This is a genomic window from Streptomyces zingiberis (assembly GCF_012034935.1).
In the GTDB taxonomy this organism is placed as follows: Bacteria; Actinomycetota; Actinomycetes; order Streptomycetales; family Streptomycetaceae; genus Streptomyces; species Streptomyces zingiberis.
On sequence record NZ_JAATEN010000028.1, the window covers coordinates 57,039 to 71,775 of the forward strand.

Annotated in this window: 14 protein-coding genes and 1 pseudogene; 2 read left to right on the top strand and 13 right to left on the bottom strand. The window is 73.8% G+C overall.

Going from position 1 to position 14,737, the window contains the following annotated elements; genetic code table 11:
- The first annotated feature begins 150 nt into the window (after positions 1-150).
- On the top strand, positions 151-1,293 hold the full coding sequence (locus tag HCK00_RS24975; RefSeq protein ID WP_168104298.1) for an NADH-quinone oxidoreductase subunit D: 1,143 nt from the start codon (positions 151-153) through the stop codon (positions 1,291-1,293).
- Positions 1,294-1,621: 328 nt separating this feature from the next.
- Here the strand turns inward: HCK00_RS24975 and HCK00_RS24980 are convergent, their stop codons facing one another.
- From HCK00_RS24980 to HCK00_RS24995, 4 genes and pseudogenes are all read right to left on the bottom strand, one after another.
- Positions 1,622-2,896, bottom strand: a complete 1,275-nt coding sequence (locus HCK00_RS24980; RefSeq protein WP_168104299.1) for a hypothetical protein — start codon at positions 2,894-2,896, stop codon at positions 1,622-1,624.
- Between the two features lie 64 nt (positions 2,897-2,960).
- Positions 2,961-3,968 (bottom strand): ABC transporter substrate-binding protein, encoded by a 1,008-nt coding sequence (locus tag HCK00_RS24985; RefSeq protein WP_168104300.1) that lies wholly within the window; start codon positions 3,966-3,968, stop codon positions 2,961-2,963.
- A 140-nt stretch (positions 3,969-4,108) separates the two neighbouring features.
- Positions 4,109-4,828: pseudogene (locus HCK00_RS24990) on the bottom strand (ABC transporter permease); the annotation flags it as partial.
- Between the two features lie 4 nt (positions 4,829-4,832).
- Entirely contained in the window at positions 4,833-5,669 is an 837-nt protein-coding gene (locus HCK00_RS24995) for an ABC transporter permease (RefSeq protein ID WP_168104302.1), read from the bottom strand.
- A 213-nt stretch (positions 5,670-5,882) separates the two neighbouring features.
- Here HCK00_RS24995 and HCK00_RS25000 point away from each other — a divergent pair, with 213 nt between their 5' ends.
- Positions 5,883-7,055, top strand: a complete 1,173-nt coding sequence (locus HCK00_RS25000) for an ABC transporter ATP-binding protein (RefSeq protein WP_168104303.1) — start codon at positions 5,883-5,885, stop codon at positions 7,053-7,055.
- A gap of 42 nt (positions 7,056-7,097) precedes the next feature.
- On the opposite strand, the gene HCK00_RS25005 is transcribed toward HCK00_RS25000, so the two are convergent.
- From HCK00_RS25005 to HCK00_RS25045, 9 genes are all read right to left on the bottom strand, one after another.
- Positions 7,098-7,595, bottom strand: a complete 498-nt coding sequence (locus HCK00_RS25005; RefSeq protein WP_168104304.1) for a DUF3180 domain-containing protein — start codon at positions 7,593-7,595, stop codon at positions 7,098-7,100.
- 74 nt (positions 7,596-7,669) lie between these two features.
- Positions 7,670-8,263: a 2-amino-4-hydroxy-6-hydroxymethyldihydropteridine diphosphokinase gene (gene folK, locus HCK00_RS25010; protein WP_168104305.1), complete on the bottom strand. Its 594-nt coding sequence runs from the start codon at positions 8,261-8,263 to the stop codon at positions 7,670-7,672.
- Entirely contained in the window at positions 8,263-8,619 is a 357-nt protein-coding gene (folB, locus tag HCK00_RS25015) for a dihydroneopterin aldolase (protein ID WP_168104318.1), read from the bottom strand. Before folB ends, folK begins: the two co-directional genes overlap by 1 nt.
- 315 nt (positions 8,620-8,934) lie before the next feature.
- On the bottom strand, positions 8,935-9,444 hold the full coding sequence (locus tag HCK00_RS25020; protein ID WP_168104306.1) for a nuclear transport factor 2 family protein: 510 nt from the start codon (positions 9,442-9,444) through the stop codon (positions 8,935-8,937).
- Complete coding sequence (gene folP, locus HCK00_RS25025) at positions 9,441-10,295, bottom strand: dihydropteroate synthase (protein WP_168104307.1); 855 nt, start codon at positions 10,293-10,295, stop codon at positions 9,441-9,443. Before folP ends, HCK00_RS25020 begins: the two co-directional genes overlap by 4 nt.
- Before the next feature lie 95 nt (positions 10,296-10,390).
- A complete protein-coding gene (gene folE, locus HCK00_RS25030; RefSeq protein WP_168104308.1) occupies positions 10,391-11,005 on the bottom strand; it encodes a GTP cyclohydrolase I FolE in 615 nt (204 codons plus the stop codon).
- Positions 11,006-11,186: 181 nt separating this feature from the next.
- A complete protein-coding gene (gene ftsH, locus HCK00_RS25035; RefSeq protein WP_168104309.1) occupies positions 11,187-13,220 on the bottom strand; it encodes an ATP-dependent zinc metalloprotease FtsH in 2,034 nt (677 codons plus the stop codon).
- Between the two features lie 255 nt (positions 13,221-13,475).
- A complete protein-coding gene (gene hpt / locus HCK00_RS25040; protein WP_168104319.1) occupies positions 13,476-14,015 on the bottom strand; it encodes a hypoxanthine phosphoribosyltransferase in 540 nt (179 codons plus the stop codon).
- Between the two features lie 97 nt (positions 14,016-14,112).
- Positions 14,113-14,737, bottom strand: a 625-nt coding sequence (locus tag HCK00_RS25045; RefSeq protein WP_206320934.1) for a PP-loop family protein, incomplete at its 5' end; no start/stop codon positions are given.

Sequence of the window (14,737 nt, forward strand, 5' to 3'; positions counted from 1 at the left end):
GTTGCGTGCACCCCCGTACCGTCTCCCGCGGCCGTCCCGTCCCCCGCGTGGGGGGCCGCGCCCGCTCCGCCCGTGCCTCCGGTGCCTCTGCCCGTCCCCGTCTCCATGCCTCCAGCGTAGGCGGAGCGGCCGGGCTGCCAGACTGTTCCCATGACGGAGACCACAGTCGGCATCGGCGGTGCGGCGGAGAGCACGGACATGGTGCTCAACATCGGTCCGCAGCATCCGTCCACCCACGGGGTGCTGCGCCTGCGGCTCGTGCTGGACGGGGAGCGGATCCGCTCGGCCGAGCCCGTCGTCGGCTACATGCACCGGGGCGCGGAGAAACTCTTCGAGGCGCGGGACTACCGGCAGATCATCGTGCTGGCCAACCGGCACGACTGGCTCTCCGCCTTCTCCGGCGAGCTGGGCGTGGTGCTGGCCGTCGAGCGGATGCTGGGCATGGAGGTGCCGGAGCGCGCGGTGTGGGCGCGCACGCTCCTCGCCGAGCTCAACCGGGTGCTGAACCACCTGATGTTCCTCGGCTCGTACCCGCTGGAACTCGGCGGGATCACCCCCGTGTTCTACGCCTTCCGCGAGCGCGAGGACCTCCAGGCCGTCATGGAGGAGGTCTCCGGCGGCCGGATGCACTACATGTTCAACCGGGTCGGCGGCCTCAAGGAGGATCTGCCCGCGGGGTGGACGGGGCGGGCCCGGCAGGCCGTCGCCTCCGTCCGGTCCCGGATGGGCACGTACGACGACCTGGTGCTCGGCAACGAGATCTTCCGCGGCCGGACCCGCGGCGTCGGCGTGCTCTCCCCCGCCGCGGTGCACGCCTACGGCATCAGCGGGCCCATCGCCCGCGCCTCGGGCGTCGACTTCGACCTCCGGCGCGACGAGCCCTACCTGGCCTACGGGGAACTCGCGGACGTGCTGCGGGTGGTGACCCGCGAGGAGGGCGACTGCCTGGCCCGTTTCGAATGCCTGCTGGAGCAGACGCGGGTCGCGCTGGACCTGGCCGACGCCTGCCTGGACCGGCTCGCCGCGCTGCCGCCCGGCCCCGTCAACCAGCGGCTGCCGAAGGTGCTGAAGGCCCCGGAGGGCCACACCTACGCCTGGACGGAGAACCCGCTCGGGCTCAACGGCTACTACCTGGTGTCCAAGGGGGAGAAGACGCCGTACCGGCTGAAGCTGCGCTCGGCCTCCTTCAACAACGTGCAGGCGCTGGCGGAGCTGCTGCCGGGGACGCTGGTGTCGGACATGGTCTCGATCCTCGGCTCGCTCTTCTTCGTCGTCGGGGACATCGACAAGTAGGCACCGGCGCGCGGGGCCCGGGCCACAGGCACCGGCGGGGGCGGCGCCGGCCCGAGCGCGACGGGCGATCGGCGACGGACGGTCGGCGACGGACGGTCCGCCCTTGGGCCCCGGGCCCCGGAACGGCACCGCCGCCCCGTCCGGGAGGAACGGGGCGGCGGGACCGCGGGTGCCGCTGCGTCGTGAGCGCTGCTCTGGCCGCTCTACGGGCTGTGCGGATGTGCGGCCTGTGCGGCCGGCGGGGCGCTGTCACCGGGGCGGACGGCGAGCGGGGAACCGCCGGCCGCCCACCGCCCGGGGCCGCGAGCCGCGGGTCAGGAGAGGCGGGTCAGGAGGAGTGGGCGCGCAGGGCGCGCAGGTTGAGCTGCTCGGTCTCGTCGTGTTCCGTGAGGTCGATGACCTCGCCGGCCTCGCTCAGGGCGTGCTCCGGCTCCACCGGCTCCCCGGGCTCGCCGCCCCCGTCCGCCTGCCGGGGCGGCTGCGGGCCCATCGGCGGCTTCTGGGAGAGCGGCTGCGGGCCGCCCTTGCCCGCCCGCGGCGTCTCCGCCCGCCGGGCGGCCTGCCGTCGCCTCGCCTGCCGCGGCTCGGGCCGCGCCGGCCGGTCCGTCCTCTCCGCGGCCTCCGCGGTCCCGGCGGCCTCCTGGCCCACCGGTCCGGCGGCACCCTCGGCGGGGGCCTCCGGTCCGCCGGTGGACACGGGACCCGCCTGCTCGTCCGGCGTCCCGGCGGCGGCCTGCGGCTCGGAGTGGTGTGCGGCGCGCGCGGACTGGGTGCCGAAGAAGTCGAAGCCGCCCTCGGCACGGGACGTGGCGCCCCGTCGCGGCTCGTACGGGGCGACGGCCGAGGCGGCGGGCACGGGGCCCTGCCCGCGGGACGCCACCGCGGGTGTACCGGCGGCGCCGCGCCCGGCACCGTCCGCCGGGCCGTCGGCCTGCCCGGAGCCGGCGGCGTGCCTCCCCCGCGGCTGGTCGGACTCCTCGCGCTCGTCCCGGGCCGCCTGCTCGGTGTCCCGGCGCCGGGCCTCCTCGACGGTGCGCTGCGCCTGCTGGCGGGCGCCGTTGCGGGCCAGCCGGCGCAGGGCCTCGGAGGCCCGGAGGTAGGTGGCCGGGGTGGGCGCGCCGCCCGCGCCGAGCGTGGAGTGGGACGGGCCGGCCTCTATCGCCAGCAGCCGGCGGCCCTCCAGGGCGCTGGCCCGCTCCGTCTCGGCGGTGGCGTAGCGGCGGAGCAGGCCCGCGTGCTCGTTGCGGAGCCGGGCCAGTTCGGTGCGCTTGGCGCGCAGCTTGGTCTCCATCTCGGCGCGGAGGGTGCGGAACTCCTCGACGTCCGTCTCCAGCTCCGCGATCCGCTCCTCCGCCCGCCACTCGTCACGGGTCCGGGCCCGGTGCAGGTCGGCGACCTGCTTGCCGGCGGCGCGGTCCCAGACGCGCATCAGCACCGCGCCGGTGGCGGCCGCGACCGCCGCGGCCACCACCAGCGCCCGGAGAACCGCCGGATCGCCGGTGAGCAGCGCGCCGACGGCGCAGGCGGCCGCGACGCCGATCACGGTCGAGGGCGGGAGAAGCCGGTGCAGGGGTGGGGAATGGCGGTGGCGTCCACGTGACATGGCCAGAAACTTACCGCGCACCGCCAGGCGATGGGGACCACGACGACAATCTGTTTTCCGCCGGTTACCTGTCCAGCAGCCCCTTGGACCGGAGGTAGTCCTCCGCCACATCCGCGGCCTTCTCGCGGTCGGCGTCGACCCGGCGATTGAGCTCCGTGAGGTCCTTGGTGGTGAGGACCTCGGTGAGCTTGTCCAGGGCGCGTTCGACATCCTTCGCGCCGGCGTCCTCGGCGTTCACCACGGGCAGGACGTTGTCGGCGTTCTGCAGGCCCTTGTCGTCCTCCAGCAGGACCAGCCCGAATTCCTTCAGCGTGGCGTCGGTGGTGGTGGTGAGCACCATCTGGTCGACGCCGTCCTTGACGGCCTGTTTCGCCTGCGGGGTGCCCACGCCCTTGGGGTCGACGGCGGTGATGTCGATGCCGTAGGTCTTCTCCAGGCCGGGCCGGCAGAAGGGCCGCACGTCGCACTCGTCACCCGCGGCGAGTTTGATCTTCTTCCCGGAACGTCCCAGATCGGAGAGGGTTTCAAGATCGTTCTTCTGCGCGAATTCCTCGGTGACCGCGTAGGCGTTCTGATCCACGGCTTCACCCGGACGGAGTACCTTCAGACCGCGCGGCTCCGCGAGCTTCTCCAGCGCCGCGACCGTCTCGGTCACGTCGTTGGTCGCGACGGGCTCCGCATTGGCCCCGTTCTCCTTGGCGTTGAGGAATTCGGCGAGGGTGGCCGCGTATTCCGGCACCACGTCGATCTCGCCCTTCTCCAGCGCCGGCGCGTACAACTCCCGGTTCTTGAGGGTCTTGACCGTGGTGTCGTAACCGGCGTCCGTCAGCAGCGCCGCGTACATCCGGGCCATCAGCGCGGACTCCGTGAAACCGGCGGAGCCGACCACCAGCGTGCCCTTGCTCTCGCCGGCCGGCTTGTCGCCGCCGCCGGACTCCTCCAGACTCTCGCCGCCGCATCCCGCCGCCCCGGCCACGAGCACGGCGGCGGCCGCCAAGGCGCCGAAAGTACGGCGGGCACGGGGGGCGCGGGGGATACGGAGGGCCGTCGCGGAGCGCCGGGTTCTGCTCATCGGAGATCACCGTCCAGTTCGGAACGTGTCGTGCTGGTCTCGCCGGCGCCACGCGCGCCGCTGATCCTGCTCGGGCTGTTCGATATGCCGTTACTGCCGTTACTGCCGTTACCGCTGTTACCGCTGTTACCGAAGGCGCCGCCGGCGGTCCCGGCGGCGGGCTTCGCGGAGGGGCCCGGCCGGCGGCCGGCTCCCCGGGACCGCCGTACCGGGTCCAGCAGCCACTGCACGGGCGCCAGCAGCGCCTCGACGGCCAGGGCCAGCCCGGCGACGAGCAGCGCCCCGGCCACGACCTGCGGCGTGCTGTAGGTGTTGAAGCCCGCGGTGATGATCCGGCCCAGCCCGCCGCCGCCGGCGAGCGCGGCCAGGGTGGCCGTGGCGACGATCTGCACCGCCGCCGAGCGTATCCCCGTCATGATCAGGCCGAAGGCGAGCGGCAGCTCGACCCCGAGGAAGACCTGCCCGCCCGACATGCCCATGCCGCGGGCGGCCTCGACGGCGTCCCGGTCGGCCTCCCGCATCCCGACGTAGGCGTTGGTGAGCAGCGGCGGGACGGCGAAGAGGACCAGCGCGAGGATCGTCGGGACGTCGCCGAGGCGGCCCAGCGGGGTGAGGGCGAACAGCACCAGCACGGCGAAGGTCGGCACCGCCCGCCCCGCGTTGGAGAGGTTGACCGCCAGCGCGCCGCCCCGGCCGCGGTGGCCGAGCCACAGCGCGAGCGGGAGCGCCACCGCGCAGGCGAGGGCCAGGCTGATCCCCGTCAGCCGGAGGTGCTCGACGAGCCGCCGCCCGGCTCCGCCCGCCCCCGCCCAGTGCGCCGGGGTGAGCAGCCAGTTCCAGGCGTCCACCAGGAAGTCCACGCGATCAGCCCGCCTTCGCCGCGGAGGTGACGGACGGCACGGGGCCCGCGGCGGCCCCGGTGCCGCCGGAGGCGGCTGTCCCCGGGCCGCCGGGGCCGCCCGGATGGCCAGGACCGCCCGGCCCGCCCGCCGGACCGCCGCCCCGCCCTCTCCGGCGGGCGGCGGGGGCCGGCTTCCCCGTCCGCGTCCAGGGGGTGAGCAGCCGCTGGACACCGAGCAGCAGCACGTCCGCCGTCACGGCCAGCACCACGCAGAGCACCGAGGCGGTCAGCACCTGGGCCTTGAAGTAGCTGTCCAGGCCGGCGTAGAGCAGATCGCCGAGCCCGCCGTGGCCCACGATCGCCCCGACGGTGGTGAGCGACACGGAGGAGACCGTGGCGATCCGCACCCCCGCCATCAGCGCCGGCAGCGCGAGGGGCAGCTCGACCTCCAGCAGCAGGCGCAGCGGGCCGTACCCCATGCCGCGCGCCGCCTCGCGCGTCTCGGCCGGGACGGCGTCCAGCCCGGCGAGCAGGTTGCGCACCAGGATCGTCAGCGAGTAGAGCGCCAGCCCCGTCACCACCACCGCGGCGGAGAGACCGAACACCGGCATCAGCAGGGCGAACAGCGCCAGCGAGGGAACGGTGTAGAGCACGGTGGTCAGCCCCAGCACCGGTCCGGCCAGACCGCGCCACCGGCGCACCAGCAGCGCCAGCGGCAGCGCCACCAGCAGCCCGAGGGCGACGGAGGAGAGGGCGATGCCCACATGCTGGACGGTCGCGTCCACCAGTTCCTGGGAGCGGCTGCGCAGATACTCCCCGCAGATCCACTCGTTCGCCGCCAGGCAGCTCCGCGCGCTCATGCCCGCACCTCCCCCGTGTGCCGTGCCACCGCACCGTGCGGCGGGCCGTCGGGCCGGGCGGCCCGAGCCGCCCCGTGTCGGGAGCCGACTCTACGTGCCGGGTCCGACAGACCGTACGGGACCTCCGCGCGGGTATGTTGCTCCGGAACGACCCGGTTCACGCCTCCGGCGGCGTGCGGCCGTCCACCGGAACCGCTACCCCAGGGGGAGACATTGATCCGCTTCGAGCAGGTGACCAAGCGCTATCCCGACGGCACCACCGCCGTGGAGGATCTCTCGTTCGAGGTGGCGGAGGGGGAGCTGGTCACCCTCGTCGGCCCGTCGGGCTGCGGCAAGACGACGACCATGAAGATGGTGAACCGGCTGATCGAGCCCACCTCGGGGCGGGTGCTGGTGAACGGCGAGGACGTCGCCGCGACGGACCCGGTCCGGCTGCGCCGCTCCATCGGCTACGTCATCCAGCAGGTCGGGCTCCTGCCGCACCGCACCGTGCTCGACAACACCGCCACCGTGCCGCGGCTGCTCGGGGGGACGCGGCGGCAGAGCCGCGAGCGCGCGGCCGAACTCCTCGACCTCGTCGGCCTGGACCCCGCCGTGTACGGCGGCCGCTACCCCGACCAGCTCTCCGGCGGGCAGCGCCAGCGGGTCGGGGTGGCCCGCGCGCTCGCCGCCGATCCGCCCGTGCTGCTGATGGACGAGCCGTTCGGGGCCGTCGACCCCGTGGTCCGGGAGCGGCTCCAGAACGAGTTCCTGGCGCTCCAGGCGGAGCTGCGGAAGACGGTCCTGCTCGTCACCCACGACCTGGAGGAGGCCGTCCGCCTCGGTGACCGGATCGCCGTCTACGGGCACGGGCGGATCGAGCAGCTCGACGCTCCGGCGGCCGTCCTCGGCGCCCCGGCGAACCGGTACGTGGCGGACTTCGTGGGCGCGGACCGCGGGCTGAAACGGCTCTCGGTCACCCCGGTCGAGCCGGGTGACCTGGAGCGGCCCCCGGTCGTCCGGCTGGACGACCCGCTGGGCACCGCCGTCGGCGCGCTGGCCGCGGAGGGCTCCCGCTGGGCGGTCGTCCTGGACGCGGAGAACCGGCTGCACGGCTGGATACCGGCCGACGCCGTACGGGCGGCGGGCCCCGGCGCCCCGGCGGGCAGCGTCCGGGACCACACGCGCCGGATGGAGGCGTGGCTGCCGGTCGGCGCCCCGCTCAAACAGGCGTTCGCCACGATGCTCCAGCACGACGCGGGGTGGATAGCCGTGCTGGACGGCGACCGCTTCCTCGGCGTCCTCACCCCGACGGGGCTGCACGAGGCGCTGCGCCGCTCCGTCGGCGCCCAGGCCCAGGCGGTGCGGCGGGAGGAGGTGAGCCTGGACACCGTGGCGGGCGCCTGACGGCCGCACGGTGCCTCTCGGCATGGTCGTCAGGCCGGCCCGTCAGGCCGCGGAGAGCCCCGGCCCGTCGTCCCCGCTCCCGTCCCCGCCCTCGGGCAGCCGGCAGACGCGCTCCAGGAACAGCCCGGCGGCGACCACGGCCGCGCCCGCGACCACCGAGCAGCCGGCGTAGAGGGCCTGCGAGCCACGGGTGCCGCCCGCCAGGCCCGCCGTGAGCAGGAAGACGGCCACACCGCCGTAACCGCCCGCGACCGGCGCCGCGACCAGCGCGCTGGCCTGGCCGAAGACCACGGCCCGGGCGGCCACCATCGGCTCCACGCCCTTGGCACCGGGCCGCCGCTCGCGCTGGGCCCGCAGCCTGCTCCGCAGCGACAGCGCCGTGGCCGCCAGGGCGGCGGCGATGGCCGCCAGCACCAGAGGCGCGAACAGGGGCACACCGGGCAGCGAGCCGTAGCTGTCCCACGTCCCCGCGACGGCCCAGGCGAGCACCCCGGCGATACCGAAGATGCCGACCAGGACCCTGATGGGAAGTTGCCTCACCGAGCGCTTCGCTCCTCCTGCCGGACGGACATGCCGGACCGCCCGCGGACGGCCGGCGGACACGAGGGTAACGGCTACTCCGGCAGCCGGAGTTCCAGGTCCCCGCGCTGTTCGATCCCCTGGTCCGCGAGGCCGGCCAGCAGTTCCGCCACCCGGCCGCGCCCCGGCACCTCGGCCGACGGGTCCACGTCGTGCCACGGGGCCAGGACGAACGCGCGTTCGTGCACCCGGGGGTGCGGCAGGGTGAGCGCCGGGTCGTCGGAGCGGACGTCCTGGTAGGCGACGATGTCCACGTCGATGGTGCGGGGGCCCCAGCGCTCGTCCCGCACCCGCTCGAACGCCTCCTCGATGGCGTGCCCGCGCTCCAGCAGCGAGCCCGGCGGCAGCGTGGTCTTCACCAGCACCACGGCGTTGAAGTACGAGGGCTGGGAGGACGGGTCCACGCCCCGGGGCTCCGTCTCGTAGACGGGGGAGACCGCCTTGACCCGGACGCCCGGGGTGTCCTCCAGGGCGTCCACCGCCCCCTGGAGGGTCTCCAGGCGGTTGCCCAGGTTGCTGCCCAGGGCGATCACCGCCCGTTTCGGGTTGGAGAGGGTGACATCGGCTGCGTCGACCCATTCGGCCACCGAGGCCGGAACGGGCTGCACGGTGGGGTCGCTCATGGTCATCAGCGGCTCCGGGTGATGGTGATGGTCACGTCGTCGAAGGGCACGGTGATCGGCGCGTCCGGCTTGTGGACGACGACCTCGACCTCCCGTACCGGGTCGTGCCGCAGGCACCGCTCGGCGATCCGCTCGGCGAGCGTCTCGATCAGGTCGACCGGCTCCCCCTGTACGGCGGCCACGGCCTCCTCGGCCACCACACCGTAGTTCACCGTCAGCGCGAGGTCGTCGCCGGCCGCGGCGGGCCGGGCGTCGAGCCCGAGGACGAGGTCCACCACGAAGACCTGGCCCTTCTCCCGCTCCTCGGGGAACACCCCGTGGTGCCCGTGCGCCCGGAGGCCACGCAGCGCGACTCGGTCCACACCCATCACTCCTGCTGTCGGTCACGGATCACGGACGCCCCGGTGAGCGCGCCGCCGGGTGCCGCGTCACCCCGCCTCTCCCGGTTCTCCGGGCCGGCTCCGGATCGGGGCCGGGGGCGGGGCGTCACGCGCGGAACGAATCTACCGGCGGCCACCGGTGGCGTTCGGGAGGGTGGTCGCCCGCGGTGGCGGTCCGGCGCCCGGTGGATCACCACCGCCGCCGCCGTTCCACAGCGGTCCGTACCCCGCGCTCCCACTCCCTACCCGGGGCCGGCGCCGCTCGAACGGGTGAGCTGTGACACCTGGGTGGAGGTTCTAGAGGAGGCCCGCACCGCCCGGCCCGGACCCCTCACCGGCCCCGTTCTCCCCGTCCGTCCCGTCGTCCCCGTCCTCCCCGCCGGCGGTGTCCGCCAGGACCGGTGAGCCGTGGTGCGCCCAGAGCCGCCAGCCGTCACCGGTACGGCGGAAGACGTTGGTGGCCACGACGAGCTGCCCCACCAGCGGGCCCAGCTCGCCCTCCTCCTCCGCGGGGCCGCCGCTGAGGATGTTCTCGGTACAGGTCACCAGTGCGGTGTCCCCGTCGATCTCCACCTCGACATCCGTCAGGAAGAACTGGATGTACTCGGTGTTGGCCATGATCAGCGCATAGGAGCGCAGCACCTCCCCGGTGCCCCGCAGCACCGGCCAGCCGGGGTGCACGCAGCTGACGTCGCCGGGCAGCCACAGCGCGGACAGCGCCTCGAAGTCACCCTGCTCCATCGCCTCGTACAGCGCGCTGTTGGCCTGCTCGACCCGCTCGTGGTCGGTCCGGGCCGGCCCGCTCACCCGGCCCCCTCGACGGCGCGCGCCACCCGCACCGCGTCCGCCGTCGCGCGCACGGCGTGCACCCGCACCGCCCAGGCACCCTCTCGCGCCGAGATCGCGGAGACGGCGGCGGTGGCCGCGTCCCGCTCCCGGGCGGGCGGCGGATCACCGCCGGGACCGGCCAGCACCCGGCCGAGGAACCGCTTGCGGGAGGCCGCGACGAGCACCGGGCGGCCCAGGCGCCGCAGCTCCGGCAGCGCGGCCAGCAGCGCCAGATCGTGTTCGGCCCGCTTGGCGAACCCGAGTCCGGGGTCGATCACCACCCGTTCGGGCGCCACGCCCCCCGCCACCACGGCGGCCATCCGCTCCTCCAGCTCCGCGACCACCTCGCGCACCACGTCGGTGTAGACGGCACGGCTGTTCATGCCGGCGGAGAAGCCCCGCCAGTGCATCACCACGAACGGCACCCCGGCGGCGGCCACCGCGGGCACCATCGACGGGTCCGCGAGTCCGCCGCTGACATCGTTGACCAGCGCCGCGCCGGCGGCCACCGCCCGCTCGGCGACGGCGGCGCGCATCGTGTCCACGCTGACGGTGACCCCCTCGGCGGCCAGCCCGCGGACCACCGGGATCACCCGGCGCAGCTCCTCCGCCTCGTCGACCCGGGAGGCCCCCGGCCGGGTGGACTCCCCGCCGACGTCGACCAGATCGGCCCCTTCGGCGACCAGCTCCAGACCGTGCTTGACCGCGTCCCTGGTGTCGAACCAGCGGCCACCGTCGGAGAAGGAGTCGGGCGTCACGTTCACCACGCCCATCACCGCGCAGCGGTCCCACTCCGGAAGGCCGGCCACCACGCCGCGCACGCTGCTCATGGCACCACCTTAGGCGGTCCCCGCCACCACCGGCCGGGGCACCGTCCCCTCCCGGCCGCCGGGCACGGCGGCGACCACCGAGGGCGGCCGGGGCGTCAGCGGGCCAGGATCAGGCTCATCGCCTCGGCCCGGGTCGTGGAGTCGCGGAGCTGCCCGCGGACCGCGGAGGTCGTCGTCTTGGCGCCGGGCTTGCGGATGCCGCGCACCGACATGCACATGTGCTCGGCCTCGATGACGACGATCGCCCCGCGCGCCTCCAGGATGCGCATCAGCGAGTCGGCGACCTGCGTGGTCAGCCGCTCCTGCACCTGCGGCCGGCGCGCGAAGACGTCCACCAGCCGGGCGAGCTTCGACAGCCCGGTGATCTTGCCGGTCTCGGCGGGGATGTAGCCGATGTGGGCGACACCGTGGAAGGGGAGCAGGTGGTGCTCGCAGAGGCTGACGATCTCGATGTCCTTGACCAGCACCATCTCGTCGTGGCCCAGGTCGAAGGTGGTGGTGAGGACGTCCTCCGGGTCCTGGCGGAGCCCGCCGAGGATCTCCCGGTAGGCCCGGGCGACCCGGGCGGGCGTCTCCCTGAGGCCTTCCCGGTCCGGGTCCTCGCCGACCGCGATCAGCAGTTCGCGGATGGCGCTCTCCGCCCGCTTCTCGTCGAAGTCGCCGATGGCGCGCCCGCCGGCCAGGGTGTTCAGCGTCACCGGATCGGTCATGTGTGCCTCGTTCCTCGTACCTGTGTCGTGCGGGCGCCGTCCGGGCCCCGGCGGGCCCGCGCGCCGCACGCGCCCGGCCGCCGGCCGCTCCCGCGGCGGGCCCACAGCGCAGTGCCGCGCCCTCCAGGGTAGAACCCGGGAGGGCGCGGCACTCATTCCGTACGGGCGGACGCCCGCGGGCTCAGCTCTGGGAGCCGGGCTCCTCGGGCCGGTCCGCCTTGTCGGTGGAGACCTTCGCGGACGGCGCGGGGCCGGCCGACTGCGAGCCGTTGGCCATGGTGAGCTCCTTGGGGGAGAGCACCGGCGGCCGGGTCGAGGGGGTGCGGCGCGCGGAGCCGGTCCACGCCGGGCGGGCCGGGCGCTTCACCACCGGGGTGAAGATCTCCGCGATCTCCTCCTTGCCGAGGGTCTCCTTCTCCAGCAGCTGGAGGACGAGGTTGTCCAGGACGTCCCGGTTCTCCACCAGGATCTCCCAGGCCTCGTTGTGCGCCGTCTCGATGAGCTTCTTCACCTCTTCGTCGACGAGCGCGGCGACCTCCTCGGAGTAGTCCCGCTGGTGACCCATCTCACGGCCGACGAAGGGCTCGGAGTTGTCCTGCCCGAACTTGATGGCGCCGAGCCGCTCGGTCATGCCGTACTGGGTGACCATCGCGCGGGCCGTGGCGGTGGCCTTCTCGATGTCGTTGGCGGCACCGGTGGTCGGGTCGTGGAAGACCAGCTCCTCCGCCGCGCGGCCGCCCAGCATGTACGCGAGCTGGTCCAGCATCTCGTTGCGCGTGGTGGAGTACTTGTCCTCCTCCGGCAGCACCATGGTGTAGCCGAGCGCCCGGCCGCGGGAGAGGATCGTGATCTTGTGCACCGGGTCGCTGTTCGGGGAAGCCGCCGCGACCAGGGCGTGACCGCCCTCGTGGTACGCGGTGATCTTCTTCTCCTTGTCGCTCATGATCCGGGTCCGCTTCTGCGGTCCGGCCACGACACGGTCGATCGCCTCGTCCAGGAAGTGGTTGTCGATCAGCTTGGCGTCGCTGCGGGCCGTCAGCAGGGCGGCCTCATTGAGGACGTTGCTGAGGTCGGCGCCGGTGAAACCGGGGGTCCGCCGGGCGACCGCGCCCAGGTCGACGTCGGGCGCGACCGGCTTGCCCTTCTGGTGGACCTTGAGGATCTCCAGCCGGCCCTGCATGTCGGGCCGGTCCACGGCGATCTGCCGGTCGAAGCGGCCCGGGCGGAGCAGCGCCGGGTCCAGGATGTCCGGCCGGTTGGTGGCGGCGATGAGGATCACGCCGCCCTTGACGTCGAAGCCGTCCATCTCGACGAGGAGCTGGTTGAGGGTCTGCTCGCGCTCGTCGTGGCCGCCGCCCATGCCGGCGCCGCGGTGGCGGCCGACGGCGTCGATCTCGTCGACGAAGACGATCGCCGGGGCGTTCTGCTTGGCCTGCTCGAACAGGTCACGGACCCGGGAGGCACCGACACCGACGAACATCTCGACGAAGTCGGAACCGGAGATCGAGTAGAACGGCACCCCCGCCTCGCCGGCGACGGCGCGCGCGAGCAGCGTCTTGCCGGTCCCGGGCGGGCCGTAGAGCAGCACACCCTTGGGGATCTTGGCGCCGACGGCCTGGAACTTCGCCGGCTCCTGGAGGAACTCCTTGATCTCGTGGAGCTCCTCCACGGCCTCGTCGGAGCCGGCCACGTCGGCGAAGGTGGTCTTGGGCGTGTCCTTGGTGATCAGCTTGGCCTTGGACTTCCCGAAGTTCATCACCCGGGAGCCGCCGCCCTGCATCTGATTCATCAGGAACAGGAAGACCAGCACGATCAGGACGAAGGGCAGCAGCGACAGCAGCACGCTGACGAACGCGTTCTGCTGCTGCGGGGAGACGGTGTACCCGTCGGGCAGCGTGCTGTCGTCCCCGTCGTTGACCCTCGCCTGGAGGTCCTTGGCGAGTTCGGCGCCCTGGTCGCCGATGTAGCTCGCCTGCAGCTTGTCGCTGCCCTCGATCTTGACGTCGCCCTTGAGCTCAATCTTGATCTTGCTCTCGTCGCCGGTGGTGAGCTCGGCGGACTTGACCTTGTTGTCGGCGATCGCGTTGACGACCTGGCCGGTGTCCACCGTCTTGTAGCCGCCGGACGACCCGACGACCTGAATCAACACGACCACGGCGAGGACGGCCAGCACGATCCACATGACCGGCCCACGGAAGTAGCGCTTCACGTCCATCCATACGGGGCGCGGGCGCCCCGTCCCTCCTGCCACAGTGAGGCACGGCGGCTGCTCGGTGAGCCGGCCGTGCGTACGGTGAATTACTCGACCTGTTGAAGACTGACCTTCGGACGGTACCTCAGCTTCCCGCCCGGGCGCTGCCCGGGCGGCCGGCGACCACCGTCCCGTACGGAACTCAACGCCGCGGACGGCCGCGGCGTTCCCGCGGCCCCCGCGGCCGGCCCGATCCGCCGGCCGCGGACCGCCGGGCCCCTAGCCGCCGTAGACGTGCGGCGCGAGCGTTCCGACGAAGGGGAGGTTGCGGTATTTCTCCGCGTAGTCCAGCCCGTAGCCGACCACGAATTCGTTGGGGATGTCGAAGCCGACGTACTTGACGTCGATGTCGACCTTGGCGGCCTCCGGCTTGCGCAGCAGGGTGCACACGTTGAGCGAGGCGGGCCCGCGCGAGCTGAGGTTGGACAGCAGCCAGGAGAGCGTGAGCCCGGAGTCGATGATGTCCTCGACGATCAGGACGTCACGGCCCGCGAGGTCGGTGTCCAGGTCCTTGAGGATGCGGACCACGCCCGAGGACTTGGTGCCGGCGCCGTAGGAGGACACCGCCATCCAGTCCATCGTGACGGGGGTGGACAGCGCCCGGGCGAGGTCCGCCATGACCATGACGGCCCCCTTGAGGACCCCCACGATCAGCAGGTCGCGGCCCTCGTACTCCGCGTCGATCTCCGCCGCCAGCTCGGCCAGCTTGGCGTCGATCTCTTCCTTGGTGATGAGCACCGACTGCAGGTCGGTGCCCATGTCCTTGTCGTCCACCCGTGTCACTTCCGGTCGATTGCGGCCCGTCCCGGCGGCACGCGTGCCCGGCGGTGGCCGGAGGATGCGGGCGGGAGGCGGTTCAGTGCCCGGCGGCGGCCTCGTCGCCCCGCCGGATCACCAGATTGCCACACCGCCGCCGCACCTCGACGCGCCCGGGGAGGTTGATCGCCCCCTGACCGTGCCAGTCGGTGACCAGCCGGTCCATCTCCTCGATGTGACGGGCGAAGAGCGAGCCGGCCGGGGAACCGGCAGCGACGGCCGCCCGGCGCAGCACCCGGCGGCGGATCGCCGGGGGGAGCGCGGCGAGCTTGCGGACGTCGAGCCCGCCCGGCCCGTCCCCGGACGGGGCCGCGCGGACCGCCCGTTCGGCGTCGTCCGCCCAGGCGTCGAGGGCGTCGGCGTCGTCCCGGGAGAGCTGGGCGGTCCGCGCCAGGGCCTCGACCACCCCCTTGCCCAGGGACTTCTCCAGGGCCGGCAGCCCCTCGTGACGGAGCCGGGAGCGGGTGAAGGAGGGGTCGCTGTTGTGCGGGTCGTCCCAGACCGGCAGCGACTGGGCCAGGCAGGCCGTGCGGGCGGTCTGCCGGTCGAGCTGGAGGAACGGGCGGCGGTAACGGCCGTTCCGCCCGGACACGGCGGCCATCCCGGAGAGCGACCGGGTACCGGAACCGCGGGCCAGGCCGAGGAGGACCGTCTCGGCCTGGTCC

What these genes read in the sequence shown, in the direction of transcription:
- HCK00_RS24975 (WP_168104298.1), top strand. Translation starts at nt 151, where the DNA reads ATGACGGAGACCACAGTCGGCATCGGCGGTGCGGCGGAGAGCACGGAC.
- HCK00_RS24980 (WP_168104299.1), bottom strand. Translation starts at nt 2,896, where the DNA reads ATGTCACGTGGACGCCACCGCCATTCCCCACCCCTGCACCGGCTTCTC.
- HCK00_RS24985 (WP_168104300.1), bottom strand. Translation starts at nt 3,968, where the DNA reads ATGAGCAGAACCCGGCGCTCCGCGACGGCCCTCCGTATCCCCCGCGCC.
- HCK00_RS24995 (WP_168104302.1), bottom strand. Translation starts at nt 5,669, where the DNA reads ATGAGCGCGCGGAGCTGCCTGGCGGCGAACGAGTGGATCTGCGGGGAG.
- folK (WP_168104305.1), bottom strand. Translation starts at nt 8,263, where the DNA reads ATGACCATGAGCGACCCCACCGTGCAGCCCGTTCCGGCCTCGGTGGCC.
- folP (WP_168104307.1), bottom strand. Translation starts at nt 10,295, where the DNA reads ATGAGCAGCGTGCGCGGCGTGGTGGCCGGCCTTCCGGAGTGGGACCGC.
- folE (WP_168104308.1), bottom strand. Translation starts at nt 11,005, where the DNA reads ATGACCGATCCGGTGACGCTGAACACCCTGGCCGGCGGGCGCGCCATC.
- ftsH (WP_168104309.1), bottom strand. Translation starts at nt 13,220, where the DNA reads ATGGACGTGAAGCGCTACTTCCGTGGGCCGGTCATGTGGATCGTGCTG.
- hpt (WP_168104319.1), bottom strand. Translation starts at nt 14,015, where the DNA reads ATGGGCACCGACCTGCAGTCGGTGCTCATCACCAAGGAAGAGATCGAC.